Annotated in this window: 9 protein-coding genes; 5 read left to right on the top strand and 4 right to left on the bottom strand. The window is 72.4% G+C overall.

The genetic code is table 11. The annotated features are described in order from the left end of the window. Window positions 1-173 precede the first annotated feature (173 nt). Together pntB and AB0F62_RS13510 are read right to left on the bottom strand one after the other, a co-directional pair. Window positions 174-1,649 (bottom strand): Re/Si-specific NAD(P)(+) transhydrogenase subunit beta, encoded by a 1,476-nt coding sequence (pntB, locus tag AB0F62_RS13515; RefSeq protein ID WP_361796667.1) that lies wholly within the window; start codon window positions 1,647-1,649, stop codon window positions 174-176. A 6-nt stretch (window positions 1,650-1,655) separates the two neighbouring features. Further along, the gene (locus tag AB0F62_RS13510) at window positions 1,656-3,197 is read right to left on the bottom strand and encodes a Re/Si-specific NAD(P)(+) transhydrogenase subunit alpha (RefSeq protein WP_361796665.1); all 1,542 of its coding nucleotides are present in this window, start codon (window positions 3,195-3,197) and stop codon (window positions 1,656-1,658) included. A 329-nt stretch (window positions 3,198-3,526) separates the two neighbouring features. On the opposite strand from AB0F62_RS13510, the gene AB0F62_RS13505 reads away from it, so the two are divergent. Together AB0F62_RS13505 and AB0F62_RS13500 are read left to right on the top strand one after the other, a co-directional pair. Then, window positions 3,527-4,537, top strand: a complete 1,011-nt coding sequence (locus tag AB0F62_RS13505; protein ID WP_361796662.1) for a 2-dehydropantoate 2-reductase — start codon at window positions 3,527-3,529, stop codon at window positions 4,535-4,537. Between the two features lie 423 nt (window positions 4,538-4,960). After that, window positions 4,961-5,893 (top strand): LysR family transcriptional regulator, encoded by a 933-nt coding sequence (locus tag AB0F62_RS13500; protein ID WP_361796659.1) that lies wholly within the window; start codon window positions 4,961-4,963, stop codon window positions 5,891-5,893. Here AB0F62_RS13500 and AB0F62_RS13495 read toward each other — a convergent pair. Further along, entirely contained in the window at window positions 5,886-7,505 is a 1,620-nt protein-coding gene (locus AB0F62_RS13495) for a FadD7 family fatty acid--CoA ligase (protein WP_361796656.1), read from the bottom strand. The genes AB0F62_RS13500 and AB0F62_RS13495 overlap by 8 nt on opposite strands. Window positions 7,506-7,761: 256 nt before the next feature. On the opposite strand from AB0F62_RS13495, the gene oxc reads away from it, so the two are divergent. Beyond that, a complete protein-coding gene (oxc, locus tag AB0F62_RS13490; protein WP_361796653.1) occupies window positions 7,762-9,513 on the top strand; it encodes an oxalyl-CoA decarboxylase in 1,752 nt (583 codons plus the stop codon). Between the two features lie 93 nt (window positions 9,514-9,606). Beyond that, a complete protein-coding gene (gene frc / locus AB0F62_RS13485; RefSeq protein WP_361796650.1) occupies window positions 9,607-10,863 on the top strand; it encodes a formyl-CoA transferase in 1,257 nt (418 codons plus the stop codon). Between the two features lie 142 nt (window positions 10,864-11,005). Here the strand turns inward: frc and AB0F62_RS13480 are convergent, their stop codons facing one another. Continuing rightward, window positions 11,006-11,452 carry a PAS domain S-box protein gene (locus AB0F62_RS13480; RefSeq protein ID WP_361796647.1) on the bottom strand — a complete coding sequence of 149 codons (447 nt, stop codon included), beginning with the start codon at window positions 11,450-11,452 and terminating at the stop codon, window positions 11,006-11,008. Between the two features lie 264 nt (window positions 11,453-11,716). Between AB0F62_RS13480 and AB0F62_RS13475 the strand changes: the two genes are divergently transcribed. Beyond that, complete coding sequence (locus tag AB0F62_RS13475) at window positions 11,717-14,155, top strand: helicase-associated domain-containing protein (protein ID WP_361796644.1); 2,439 nt, start codon at window positions 11,717-11,719, stop codon at window positions 14,153-14,155. Window positions 14,156-14,157: the final 2 nt, after the last annotated feature.

The raw sequence follows: 14,157 nt of genomic DNA, 5'->3' as shown, positions 1-14,157 counted from the left end.
GTGCCCCCCGGGGCGTTGGGGGGGGGTTTCGGGGGGGCCACCCCGGCCCCCTTGGGGGGGGGGGGCGGGGGGGGGGGGGGGGGGCCCCCCCGGGGGGGGGGGGGGGGGGGGGGGGGGGGGGGGGGGGGCCCCGCGCCCCCCCCCCCCCCCACCGCCGGTGTGGATCGGGGCCATCAGGCGGGCGCGGGCTGCTGGTCGGTACGCCCGGCCGGCAGCGACGCGGTGGAACCGGACCCCGACGCGCTCAGCGAGCGCAGGATGTCCTCCACGCTCTCCTTCGCGTCACCGAAGAGCATGCGGCTGTTCTCGCGGAAGAACAGGGGGTTCTGCACGCCCGCGTACCCCGAGGACATGGAGCGCTTGAAGACGATGACGTTCTCGGCCTCCCACACCCGCAGCACCGGCATTCCGGCGATGGGGCTGGAAGGGTCCTCTTCCGCCGCCGGGTTGACGGTGTCGTTGGCGCCGATGACCAGCACCACCGTGGTGCCGCCGAAGTCGTCGTTGATCTCGTCCATCTCCAGCACGACGTCGTACGGCACCCTGGCCTCGGCCAGCAGCACGTTCATGTGCCCGGGCAGCCGGCCGGCCACCGGGTGGACGCCGAACCGTACCCGCACCCCGCGGCGGCGCAGGGCCTGGGTCAACTCCGCCACCGGGTGCTGGGCCTGCGCCACCGCCATGCCGTAACCCGGGGTGATGATCACCGACGTGGCACTCTCCAGCAGCTCCGCGGTCTCCTCCGCGGTGGTCTCGCGGTGCTCGCCCTGCTCGGTGTCGCCGCTCGACACCGCCTCGACGCCGAATCCGCCGGCGATGACCGAGATGAAGGACCGGTTCATCGCCTTGCACATGATGTACGACAGGTACGCGCCGGAGGAGCCGACGAGCGCGCCGGTGACGATGAGCAGGTTGTTGTTGAGCAGGAAGCCCGCCGCCGCCGCGGCCCAGCCCGAGTAGCTGTTGAGCATCGAGACGACGACCGGCATGTCGCCGCCGCCGATCGAGACGACCAGGTGCCAGCCCAGCGCGAGTGCCAGGGCGGTGACGGCGATCATCAGGCCGAGGCCCGGGCTCACCGTGAACCAGACCGTCAGCGCCACGAACCCGAGCAGCGCGCCGAGGTTGAGGGCGTTCTTGCCCGGCAGCGTCAGCGGGCGGGACTTGATCCGTGCCGACAGCTTCAGGAAGGCGACGACGGAACCGGTGAAGGTCACCGCGCCGATGAAGATGCCGATGAACACCTCGGCGTGATGGATGCCCAGCAGGTCCTGGGCGACCCGGGTCTGCGCGGCGCCGTGCGCCTCGACCTCGTAGTAGCTGTTCCAGCCGACCAGCACCGCGGCCAGGCCGACGAGGCTGTGCAGGACGGCGATGAGCTCCGGCATCTGGGTCATCTCCACCTTGCGGGCCCGCCACAGGCCCACGGCGCCGCCGACGGCCGTCGCGGCGACGATCAGCACGACGGCGGTGGCGGAGATGTCCCGCGAGGCGGCGACGACGGTGGCGACCAGCGCCAGCGCCATGCCGGCCATGCCGTACGCCACACCGGCGCGGGAGGTGCGGTGCTGGGAGAGTCCGGCCAGGCTGAAGATGAACAGCAGCGCGGCGACTATGTCGGCGGCCTGGGCGGCCGTGGTTGCGTTCATCGATCCTCAGCCCTTCGAGAACATGCCGAGCATGCGGCGGGTGACGGCGAATCCTCCGAAGATGTTCACGGTGGTGAGCATGATCGCCACGACGGACAGCACGGTGACGGCCACTCCGTCGCGGCCTATCTGCAGCAGGGCCCCGACCACCACGATCCCGGAGATGGCGTTGGTGACCGACATCAAGGGGGTGTGCAGGGCGTGGTGGACCTTGCCGATCACGTAGTAGCCGATGACGACGGCCAGCGCGAACACCGTGAAATTGCCCACGAGCTGGGCGGGGGAGAAGGCGACGAGGAGGAACATCGCCAGCATGCCGAGGCCGATCAGGCCGTAGCGGGCGGCCGGCGAGAGGCGGGGCTCCTTCGGCTGCGGGACCGCCGCCGGCGCCGCCTCCTTCCCGGCGGGCGCGGCCGACACCTGCACGGGCGGTGGCGGCCAGGTCTTCTCGCCCTCGCGCACCACCGTCACGGACCTCTGCACGACGTCGTCGAAGTCCAGGGTCAACCGCCCGTCCTTGCCGGGTGTGAGGAGTTTCAGCAGGTTGACAAGATTGGTCCCGTACAACTGGGAGGCCTGGGCGGGCAGTCGGCCCGCCAGGTCGGTGTAACCGATGATCGTCACATCGTTGTCCGTGACGATCGCCTTCCCGCTCACCGTGCCCTCGACGTTGCCGCCCTGGGCGGCGGCCATGTCCACGATGACGCTGCCGGGCTTCATGGAGGCCACGTCGGCCGCCGTGATCAGCCGCGGGGCCGGGCGGCCGGGGATCAGCGCGGTGGTGATGACGATGTCGACGTCCGCGGCCTGCTCGCTGTAGATCTCCGCGGCACGCCGGTCGTAGGCCTCGGAGGTCGCCTTGGCGTATCCGTCGCCGCCGGCCTCCTGCTCCACCTCGACGGCGAGGAACTCCCCGCCCAGGGAGCGGACCTGGTCGGCGACCTCGGCCCGCGGGTCGGTGGCCCGTACGATCGCGCCCAGGCTGCCGGCCGCGCCGATCGCGGCGAGACCCGCCACGCCCGCCCCGGCCACCAGGACCTTCGCCGGCGGCACCTTGCCGGCCGCGGTGACCTGCCCGGTGAAGAAGCGCCCGAAGACGTGGGCCGCCTCGATCACCGCGCGGTAGCCCGCGATGTTGGCCATCGAGCTGAGCACGTCCATCGACTGGGCCCGGGAGATGCGCGGCACGGCATCGAGCGCGAGCACGGTGATCGGCCGGGTGGCGAGCTCCTCGACCAGGCCGGGGCTGATGGCGGGGGCGATCAGCCCGATGAGGGTCGCTCCGTCACGCAGCTTCCCGATCTCCTCGTGCGAGGGGGCGTTGACCTTGAGGACGACGTCCGCCCGCCAGGCGTCGCCGATCCGCGCTCCCGCTTCGGCGTAGGCCTCGTCGGAGAAGCCGGAGGCCGCTCCGGCCTCCGACTCCACGACGACCTCGTAGCCGAGGCCCAGGAGCCTGCGGACACTGTCCGGTGTGGCCGCCACCCGGGTCTCCCCGGCGGTGGACTCGGTGACCACACCGATCTGCTGAGGGGGTGAATCCGACATCGCTCTCCTTTTCCGTCGCTTCCGACTGACGTCACGGCGGCGCCGTCGGCCGGTCCGCCCGCGATGCGTGCGTGCCGGCCGCGCTTGGCGACCGTGACGTTCCCAGGACCGCATGTGCGGCGAAGCGTTCCCCCGCTTCGTGCTCGATCAACCTGTCCGGGCCCTGTGTGACCCGGTTCATGCCCTGTGGGGCGCCGGGGGCGGATCGGCCCTGCGGTGGCGCGGACTCGGGCCGTGTGCGAGCGCGCGACTTTCCGTGAGGGGACTGTACATCCAGAGAGAGTACTGCATACAGTATTCACTCCCCCTTCGAATGGAGAGGAGTCGCCGTGAAAATCGCAGTCCTCGGAGCCGGTGCGATCGGCGCTTACGTGGGCGCGGCGCTGCACCGTGGTGGCGCCGACGTCCACCTGATCGCCCGAGGTGAGCACCTTCAGGCGATACGTGCCCATGGGGTTCGGGTGAACAGCCCGCGCGGTGACTTCGTGGCCAGGCCGCACGCCACGGACGACCCGAAGGAGATCGGTCCCGTCGACTATGTGTTCCTCGGGCTGAAGGCACACTCCTACCCGACCTCCGGCTCGCTGATCTCCCCGCTGCTCGGTGAGCGCACCGCGGTGGTGGCGGGTCAGAACGGCATTCCCTGGTGGTACTTCCACAAGCTCACCGGCCCCTACGAGGGGCGGCGCATCGAGGCGGTCGACCCGGACGGCGCCACCAGCGAGGTGCTGCCGCCGGAGCGGGCGATCGGCTGCGTCGTCTACCCCGCCACGGTCATCGAGGCCCCCGGTGTCATCCGGCACCTGGAGGGCACCCGGTTCTCCATCGGCGAGCCGGGCGGCGGAGTCTCCGACCGGTGCACCGCGCTGAGCGAGGCCATGATCGCCGGCGGGCTCAAGTGCCCGGTCGAGCCCAACCTGCGCGACGACATCTGGATCAAGCTGATGGGCAACGTCGCGTTCAACCCGATCAGCGCCCTCACCCGGGCGACGATGGTCGACATCTGCCGGCACCCGCCCACCCGGCGGCTGGTCACCCACCTCATGGAGGAGACCCTCGACATCGCGGCCCGGGTCGGCAGCACCCCCGACATCTCCATCGAGAAGCGGCTGCGGGGCGCGGAGGGTGTGGGGCACCACAAGACCTCCATGCTCCAGGACCTGGAGGCCGGCAAGCAGCTGGAACTCGACGCCATCGTGACGGCGGTCGTGGAGATGGCCGACATCTCCGGTGCCGACGCCCCCCACCTGCGGGCGGTGCACGCCGCGACCGACCTGCTGGCACGGGGCGGCACCGCGGCCCCCGACAACGGCGCCACCCGGGAGCCGGTCCCCGCCTGACCTCCCGTCCGCACCCCTGACGACACCACCCGATCACCCACCGATCGCCGGTCCACCGACCGGGCGATCGCCGACGCGCATCCGGCGCCCGGTCCCGTCGCAGCCCGCGGCGGGACCGGGACCGGGACCGGGACCCGGACCGGCGACCCGCCGGCCGGCCCGCGGCGCGGCCCGTGCGACCGGCGGGACGCGTACGGGACGACACCCCGCGGCGCCCGCACCGGCCCCGTCGGCGGGCACGAGTGAGAGGTGCGCCGCGGCGCTCGGTACGCTTGGCCGGCCGCAGGGCAACCAGCTCGTCCGTCGTCGGCCGCACGGGGACGTTCTTCACCCACGGGACGTCGACCAGCCGGCACCGACGGCCTCGCGACTCCAGCGGAACGTGCCGGCGCGGCCGCGGCCCCAGGCAGAGAGGAGTCGTTCATGCTGTTCCGTCAGCTGGAGTACTTCGTGGCGGTGGCCAGGGAGCGGCACTTCGCCCGGGCGGCGGAGTCCTGCTACGTGTCGCAGCCCGCGCTCTCGGCCGCGATAGCCAAGCTCGAGCGGGAGCTGAACGTCACGCTGATCAACCGCGGTCACAACTACCAGGGCCTCACCCCGGAGGGCGAACGGCTCGTGGTCTGGGCCAAACGGATCCTCGCCGAGCAGGAGGCGTTCAAGGCCGAGGTGGCCGCCGTCCAGTCCGGCATCACCGGCACCCTCCGGCTGGGCACCGAACCCACCGCGTCGACCACCCTCGTCCTGCCCGTCGCCGCCTTCTGCACGGCGCACCCGCTGGCCAAGGTCCAGGTCCGCTCCCGGTTGTCCACGACGGAGCTGCACCGCCAGCTGCTCGCCTTCGAACTGGACGCCGCGATCGCGCACTTCGCCCCGCACGACCGGGAGAACCTCCAGGTGATGCCGCTGTACGAGGAGCGGTACATGCTCCTCGCCTCCAGCGACCAGCTCCTGCCGCAGACCGACACCATGAGATGGGCGGACGCGGCCTCGATGCCGCTGGCGCTGCTCACCCCCGACATGCGGATCCGCCAGGTCATCGACGACGCGTTCGCCGAGAGCGGGGTGGTGGTGACCCCGCAGGTCGAGACCGACTCGGTGGCCGCCCTCTACGCCAGCGTGGGCGCCGGCGCCTGCGCGAGCATCGTGCCGCACACCTGGCTGCGCGCCATGCCCCCGCTCGGCAGGATGCGGGCCGTCCGCCTGGTCGAGCCGGACGCCAGGGCCCAGGTCTCGGTGGCGATCCACGCGGCGACCCCCGGTTCGGTCGCGGCGCGGGCCTTCATGAACGCGGCGGCGGGGCTGTCGCTGGACGAGTTCTTCGACCAGCCGCTGCCGGCGGAGCACCGCGTCAGGTGAGACCGGCCCCCGCGGGCCGGTGCGCGTACAGCACCTCCACCGCCGCCCGGTCCAGCCCTCCCTTGGCCGTGTGCGGCAGGGAGTCGACGATCCGGATCAGATCGGGGACCTCGAAGGGCGCCAGGCGGCCGCGGGAGTACCGCAGGATCTCCTCCGCCCCGGGCCCCCCGCCGCCCGACAGGACCACGGCGGCCGCCGCCCGCTGCCCGTACGTCGCGTCGGGGACGGCGAACACGGCGGCCTCGGCGACCCCCGGGCACCCGGCGAGCACGTCCTCGACGTACTCGGGCGAGATCTTCTCGCCCCCGCGGTTGATGAGGTTGGTCAGGCGCCCGGTGAGGAACAGATGGCCGTCCTCGTCCAGTGAGCCCAGGTCCCCGGTGCGGAACCACCCGTCGGCGAAACCGCGCGCCGTCTCGGCGGGGTCGCCGAGGTAGCCGCGGGCCACCGTGGGGCCGCGCACCCACAACTCGCCCTCGCCGCCCGCCGGGCAGGGCTTCCCGTCCGGGTCGAGGACGCGCAGGTCGACCCCGGTCACCCGGCCGACCGAACCCTGCTTGAGCGCACCGTGCTGCGGCAGCGGCTCGCTGGTCGCCTGGTGCGCCGACTCGGTCATGCCGTACGCCGACAGCAGGGGAGCGCCGAGCGTACGCTCCAGCGCCCGCTGGGTGGCCGTGTTCAGGGGCGCGCTGGAACTGCGCACGAACCTCAGCGGCGGCACCTGGGGGCCCGCGGCGTCCGCCGCCGACCGCTCCAGGAGGATCTCGTGGATGGTGGGGACCGCGGTGAACCACGTGGCGCCCGCAGCCCGCATGTCGTCCCAGAAGGTGCGCGCCGAGAACCGCCCCCCTTCGGGCAGCAGCACGCAGCCCCCGCTCGCCAGGGTGGCCAGCAGCGCGGCGAACAGACCGTGCCCGTGGAAGAAGGGCATCACCGCGACCGTCGCGTCATCCGGCCCCAGCTCGTACGTGGCGCAGACGTCCTGTACGGAGGCGGCCACGTTGGCGTGCGTCAGCGGGACCATCTTCGCCTGGGCGCTGGTCCCCGCGGTGAACAGCACCAGGGCGTCGTGCGCCGACAGTTCGCCGGCCGCGCCCCGCGCACCGGGCGCGGTGCCCGCGCCGGTGTCCAGCGCGACGGTTGCCGTACCGGTCGCGGCGGCGTCCACCCGCAGGGGCCAGACGGGAACACCGTGCACCACGGCGGGCGCCGCGCCGGCGCCTGCCGACGGCCCCAGCAGGACGGCCCGTACCCCCAGCGCCTCCAGCCGCGCGGACATCCGCGGTTCGGGGAGGGAGGGGTCCACCGGGGCGACCACCAGCCCGGCCCGTGCCCCGGCCAGCAGCGCCACGACGAACTCCGCTGTGTTGGCGCAGACCAGGCCGACCGCGTCCCCGCGCCGCAGCCCCGTTCCGGCGAGGCGCGCGGCCAGGTCGCCGGCCAGCGTGTCGAGGGAACGGTAGGAGAGCCCCGCGCGGTCGCCGCCGGCGACGAGCGCACGAGCCCGCGGACGCTCGCGCACCTGCCGGTCGAGGAGATCGGCCAGGCCCGTGATCGCCGGCGGCCGGTAGCGGTCGGGACCCCGCACGGATCCCGCGGCCGGAACGGCCATGACCGCACCTCCTCGCGCCAGGTCTGGTGAACCGTCCTCAGCGAGATTGCGCGGCCTGTGAAGCACCCGTCCAATACGCGATGGCGAACGGCCGATAGCGGAGGTCTATCAACCGAGCTCACGACCCCCGCGGCGTGCGTCGATAAATGCTGTTTATCGGCTGGTCGCCGATAGGTCTTGGACGCGGGGAAGCGCGCTGCGGAAGGTGAGAGAAGAAGCCGCACTCGCATGACTTGCCCAAGGAGGACCTCGGACCATGACCGCCCCCTCAACTCTGGAGACCGCGGCGAACGCCGACGCACCGGCCGAGCTCACCGACGGGTACCACCTGGTGGTCGACGCGCTCAAGATGAACGACGTCGACACCATCTACGGGGTGGTCGGCATCCCGATCACGGACCTGGCCCGCCTCGCCCAGGCGCAGGGCATCCGCTACATCGGCTTCCGCCACGAGAGCAACGCGGGACACGCGGCGGCCGCGGCCGGCTACCTCACCAAGAAGCCGGGCATCTGCCTGACCGTATCGGCGCCGGGGTTCCTCAACGGACTGGTGGCGCTGGCGAACGCCACCACCAACTGCTTCCCGATGGTCCAGATCTCCGGCTCCAGCGAGCGCCACCTCGTCGACCTCAAGCAGGGCGACTACGAGGAGATGGACCAGCTCGCCGCCGCGCAGCCGTTCTGCAAGGCCGCCTACCGCATCAGCCGGGTCGAGGACATCGGCCGCGGCATCGCCCGCGCCCTGCGCACCGCGGTCTCCGGGCGCCCCGGCGGTGTCTACCTCGACATCCCCGCCGCGGTGCTCGGCTCCATCATGAACGCCGAGGACGGTGCGAAGACGCTGAGCCGGCTCGTGGACCCCGCGCCGCGTCAGCTGCCCGCCCCCGAGGCGGTGGACCGCGCCATCGAGCTGCTCGCCGGCGCGCAGCGGCCGCTGATCGTCCTCGGCAAGGGCGCGGCCTACGCCCAGGCGGACACGCAGATCCGCGAGTTCATCGAGTCCACCGGCATCCCCTACGTGCCGATGTCGATGGCGAAGGGCCTGCTGCCCGACGACCACCCGCAGTCGGCGGCGACCGCCCGCTCGCTGGCGCTGAAGAAGGCCGACGTCGTCATGCTGGTCGGCGCGCGCCTGAACTGGCTGCTGAACCACGGCGAGGCGCCGCAGTGGAACCCCGACGCGAAGTTCGTCCAGGTGGACATCGAGGCGAAGGAGATGGACAGCAACCAGCCCATCGCCGCACCGCTCGTCGGTGACATCGAGTCGGTCGTCGAGGCGCTCATCGAGCGGAGCAAGCCGGGCCGGATCGCGACCCCCGCCGCCTGGCGGGAGGAGCTGGGGGCGCGCTCGGCGCAGAACGTCGCCAAGATGGCCGAGCGCCTCAAGGCCGACCCGCACCCGATGCAGTTCATGGGCGCCCTGAAGGCCGTACGCGACGTCATCCGCGAACGTCCCGAGATCTACCTGGTCAACGAGGGCGCCAACGCCCTCGACATCGCGCGCAACGTGATCGACATGCACGTCCCGCGGCACCGTCTGGACAGCGGCACCTGGGGTGTGATGGGCATCGGCATGGGCTACGCCATCGCCGCGGCCGTCGAGAGCGGCGAGCCGGTCGTGGCTGTGGAGGGCGACAGCGCCTTCGGCTTCAGCGGGATGGAGATCGAGACGATCTGCCGCTACAAGCTGCCCGTCGTCACGGTCATCATGAACAACGGCGGCGTCTACCGGGGCGACGACGTCAACCCCTTCGACGACGCGCCGTCGCCGACGACCCTGATGTCCGCGGCCCGCCACGACCAGATGTTCGAGGCGTTCGGCGGCAAGGGCTACCGCGCGACCACGCCCGCCGAGGTCACCGCCGCCCTCACCGAGGCACTGGCCTCGGGCGGTCCGGCCCTCATCGACTGCGTGATCGACCCTTCGGCCGGCACCGAGAGCGGCCACATCGCGCACCTCAACCCGAAGGGCATCACCGTCGGCAACATCACGCCGGCCAAGAAGTGACCGCCCCGTAGAGCGAAGTCCCGCACCCCGAAGCACCGTTCCCTCAGCACCGCCCACCCGCGCACCGCGAACATCCACAAGAAGGAAGCCACCATGAGTGAAAAGCCGCTCGCCGGAATCAAGGTGATCGACTTCACCGGGGTCCAGGCCGGTCCCGCGTGCACCCAGATGCTCGCCTGGTTCGGCGCCGACGTCATCAAGGTCGAGCGTCCCCAGGGCGGCGACGTGACCCGCAACCAGCTCCGGGACGACCCCGACCTGGACGCGCTGTACTTCACGATGCTCAACAGCAACAAGCGCTCGCTGGCGATCAACACCAAGACCCCCGAGGGCAAGGAGGTCATGGAGAAGCTGATCCGCGAGGCCGACATCCTGGTCGAGAACTTCGCGCCGGGCGCCATGGACCGCATGGGCCTGGGCTGGGACCACATCCACGAGCTCAACCCGCGCCTGATCTTCGGCTCGGTCAAGGGCTTCAACGACGACTCGTCCTGGAACGACCTCAAGGTCTACGAGAACGTCGCCCAGGCCGCCGGCGGCGCCGCGTCCACCACCGGCTTCTGGGACGGCCCGCCGACCATCAGCGGCTCCGCCCTCGGCGACAGCAACACCGGCATGCACCTGATGATCGGCCTGCTGACGGCGATCATCCACCGCAACGCGACCGGGGTGGGCCAGAAGGTGTCGGTGTCCATGCAGGACGCCGTCCTCAACCTCACCCGGGTCAAGCTCCGCGACCAGCAGCGCCTGGAGAAGATCGGCTACCTGGAGGAGTACCCGCAGTACCCGAACGGCGAGTTCGGCGACGCGGTGCCCCGCGGCGGCAACGCCGGCGGCGGTGGCCAGCCGGGCTGGATCCTGAAGTGCAAGGGCTGGGAGACCGACCCCAACGCCTACATCTACTTCACGATCCAGGAGCAGAACTGGAAGCGCACCGCGGAGGCCATCGGCCACCCCGAGTGGGTCGAGGACCCGGAGTACACCTCCGCCAAGGCGCGTCAGTCGCACATCTTCGAGATCTTCGGCGAGATCGAGAAGTGGCTGGCGGACAAGACCAAGTACGAGGCCGTCGACATCCTGCGCAAGTGGGAGGTGCCCTGCGCCCCGGTGCTCAGCATGAAGGAGCTCGCCGAGGACCCCGACATGCGCAAGAGCGGCACCATCGTCGAGGTCGAGCAGAAGGGCCGCGGCACCTACCTGACGGTGGGCAGCCCCATCAAGTTCTCCAACTTCAAGCCCGAGATCAAGGGTGCCCCGCTGCTCGGCGAGCACGGCAGCGAGGTCCTGGCGGACCTGGGGTACGGCGCGGACGAGATCGCCAAGCTGCGTGACGGCAAGATCATCGTCTGACGTACCCCGCGGATGCCCCGCGAGTGCCCCGCGCGATCCGTGCGCGCGGGGCACTCGCGGCTCCACCTGGCTCCATACGGCTCCACACGGCGAAGCCCTCGTGCCGGTCGGCACGAGGGCTTCGCGTTCGTGGACGCGGATGTCAGGGAGTCGCCGCGTGCTCCGCCTTGGCGGCCGCCACCTTCTGGTACAGCTCCTTCTCCCGGGCGCGCCGCGCGGTGACGTCCCGGATGACCGCCCCGACGTAACCCGGGCGGCCCTCGGCGTCGTTCAGCAGCACCACGCTGAACTCGATGGACAGCTTCCGGCCGCCGGCGCCCACCGCGGGGACGGTCAACAGGTCGTCGTCCCCGTACTTGGTGGTCCCGCTGGCCATGGACTTCTCGAATCCGTCCCAGTGCCGCTGCTGATGCCGTTCGGGGATGATCACATCGAGGCTGCGGCCGTCGACCTCGGCCGCGGAGAACCCGAAGATCCGCTCCGCGCCGTGGTTCCAGTAGCGGATGAGCCCCTCCCGGTCGATGATCACCACGCCGTCGGGTGCCCGAGCCGTCATGCCCAGCACTATCCCGGGATCCAGGTCGTCCATGTCTCCTCCGCGCGTCCGGGAGTCTGTATACGGATGACAGAATACAGTTTCCTCTTGCGGGTGGAGTGGTGCGGGACGTTGCCAAGAGGGCTTGAAGCGGCGAGGGTTCGGGGATCCCGGCAGGCCGGTACCGTTCCCGGCGAGCGGGCCGATGCCGGTCACGGCCTTCGGGGAAACCGGGGGTCGCGGGCCGCCCCGCCCGCGTGAGGGTGAACGGCGGCCGTACGGAGGCCGCTTGCCGCTGGGATGTTCTAGGCTCGTGCGGTGCGCGTACTCCCCGCCCTGGAGCAATGGCTCGCCGAACTCCCCGGCGAGCGTCTGACGGCCCTGCTGGAGGAGCGCGCACTGCCGCGTGCCGCGGGCTACTCACCCGTCAGGACGTTCCGGCAACTGGCGGAACACCTGCTCACCGACGAATCGGCGGAACGCGCCGTCGCCGCCGGGACCGGCGGCGAGGCGGAGCTGTTGGCCTGCGTGGCGGCCAGGGCCCTGGAGGCGTACGGCCCTGTGCCGGCCGCCGAGCGGCAGACGTACGCCTGGCGCCCGGCGCCGCCGCCGGTGGACCCCTACACCCGGCTGGTGCCCGAGGCGGAGGTGCTGGACTGGCTGGAACGGGGCGGCACTCCCCGCGAACGGACTGCGGAGTCGCTGCGACGCCTGCGGGAGCGGGTCCTCGTACTCCCGGCCCCGAGCGGCCAGTTGGCGCTGCCGCCGCTGCTGCACACGTGGGCGGCCCGGATGGACGGCTACGGCAGGCCCGCCGACACCCTGCTCACGCAGGCGTACAACGCGCCGGAGATCAAGCGGATCGCCGCCGTACTGGGTGCGGGGGAGCTGCGCACCCGCGCGGACGCGCAGGCGGCGATCGGCGCCCTGCTCGCGGACGCCGACCGGGTGCGGGAGATGGTCGCCGGAGCCCCCGCGGACGCCCACGCGCTACTGGACCACATGGTGCCGGGCCCGCCGCTGATGCGCACGCACTGCTTCGTCTCCCGCGACGGCGGCTACGCCGGACCGGAGAGCAAGTACACCTTCCGGGAGGGCGGCAGCGGGGACGAGGGCACCGACTGGCTGGCCGCACGCGGCATGGTGGTCCCCGTCGGCCCGGACCTGGTGGAGCTGCCGTACGAGGTGGGCCGCGCGCTGCGCGGAGACCTGCCCGCGCCGTCGCCGAGCCTGGACCCGGAACCGCTGACGTGCCTGACGCGCCTGCCCCGGGAGTGGGCGGGGGAGGGTGCGGTGGCCGCGGGGGCCGCCGCCTGGCGGGCGGAGCTGGTGCTGCGGGAGCTGGCCGCGCATCCCGTGGCCGTGCGCAAGGCGGGCGGGATCGCGGTACGCGACACCAGGAGGCTGGCCAAGGCGGCCGGCACGAGCGAGGAACACACCAGGCTGTGGCTGGACCTGGCGGTGAACGCCGGTCTCGCCGCGCCCCACGCCGAGAAGGAGGCACCCGCCGCGCGCGGCCGGGGGCGCCGCCGGCCCGAGTCCCCGAAAGAGCCCGCGCGCCTGCTGCCCAGCGAGCGCTACGACGCGTGGGCGGCGGCCACGCCCGCCGGCAAGCTGCTGCCGCTGGTGGCCGCCTGGGCCGTGGTGCCCGAGGTGTTCACCTACTGGCCGGAGGAGGACGAGACCCCCGTCGCCCTGATCAGCCCCCAGGACCCGTACGCGGTCCCGCTGCGGCACGGAGTGCTCGGGGCGCTGGCCACGCTGCCGGACGGGCAGGGATCGGCCGCCGGCGAGGAGGCGCGTGAGGAACTCCTCGCGCGGGCCGTGTGGTTCCGGCCGGTGCTGATGACCCCCTACGAGGAGGAAGACCTCGAAGGGCGGCTCGAGGCGACGCTGACCGAGGCGGAGCTGCTCGGTCTGACGGCTCACGGCGCACTGACCCCGGTCGGCCGCGCCGTCGTCGGCCTCCTCGAGGCCGGGGCCGCGCGCCACTACCCGGCCGTACCGGGCGCGGACGCCGACCCGGCGGCCGCAGGCGCGGACCGGCTGGGCGAGGGGATGGCCGAACGCCCGGCACTGGCCGAGGCGGTGTCCGCGCTGCGGGAGGCCCTGCGGTCGACGCTGCCCGCACCGAGCACCACGGCCCGGTTCCAGGCCGACTCCACCGCGACCGTCACCGGCACCCCCGCCCCCGACCTGGCGGCACTGCTGTCGGCGGTCGGCGACATCGAGTCCGAGGGGCACGCCGTGGTCTGGCGCATCACCCCCGCCTCACTGCGCCGCGCCTTCGACGCGGGCTGGGACGCCGACGGGATCCTCGACCGCCTCGCCGCCGTCTGCCGGCCGGGAACCGAACTGCCGCAGCCGCTCACCTACACGGTCAAGGACGTCGCCCGCGGCCACGGACGGCTCCGTGTGGTGCGCTCCGCCTGCTGCGTGCGCTCCGAGGACACGACCCTGATCGCGGAGGTCGCCGCGGTGCGCGGCCTCGCCAAGCTGGGGCTGCGGCGCATCGCGCCGACGGTTCTCATCTCCACCGCCCCGCCGGACGAGACCCTCGCCGCCCTGCGCGCGGCGGGCTACGCCCCGGCCTTGGAGGCGGAGACCGGGACGACCGTCCTGGAACGCGTCCCCGCGCAGCGGTCCCGCCCGATGGTGCCCACCCTGGACCAGGCGCATCCACAGTACGGCGAACCCGTCCGCGGACTGCCGTCCTCCGCCCGGGAGATGGCGGCGCAGCTCACCGCGGGGCGCTGAGG

The organism is Streptomyces sp. NPDC026673 (assembly GCF_040638135.1).
Classification (GTDB): Bacteria; Actinomycetota; Actinomycetes; order Streptomycetales; family Streptomycetaceae; genus Actinacidiphila.
The sequence above is the reverse complement of the archived record's forward strand: the minus strand, read 5'-3'. Positions and strand labels throughout refer to the sequence as shown.

What these genes read in the sequence shown, in the direction of transcription:
- pntB (WP_361796667.1), bottom strand. Translation starts at nt 1,649, where the DNA reads ATGAACGCAACCACGGCCGCCCAGGCCGCCGACATAGTCGCCGCGCTG.
- AB0F62_RS13510 (WP_361796665.1), bottom strand. Translation starts at nt 3,197, where the DNA reads ATGTCGGATTCACCCCCTCAGCAGATCGGTGTGGTCACCGAGTCCACC.
- AB0F62_RS13500 (WP_361796659.1), top strand. Translation starts at nt 4,961, where the DNA reads ATGCTGTTCCGTCAGCTGGAGTACTTCGTGGCGGTGGCCAGGGAGCGG.
- AB0F62_RS13495 (WP_361796656.1), bottom strand. Translation starts at nt 7,505, where the DNA reads ATGGCCGTTCCGGCCGCGGGATCCGTGCGGGGTCCCGACCGCTACCGG.
- oxc (WP_361796653.1), top strand. Translation starts at nt 7,762, where the DNA reads ATGACCGCCCCCTCAACTCTGGAGACCGCGGCGAACGCCGACGCACCG.
- frc (WP_361796650.1), top strand. Translation starts at nt 9,607, where the DNA reads ATGAGTGAAAAGCCGCTCGCCGGAATCAAGGTGATCGACTTCACCGGG.
- AB0F62_RS13480 (WP_361796647.1), bottom strand. Translation starts at nt 11,452, where the DNA reads ATGGACGACCTGGATCCCGGGATAGTGCTGGGCATGACGGCTCGGGCA.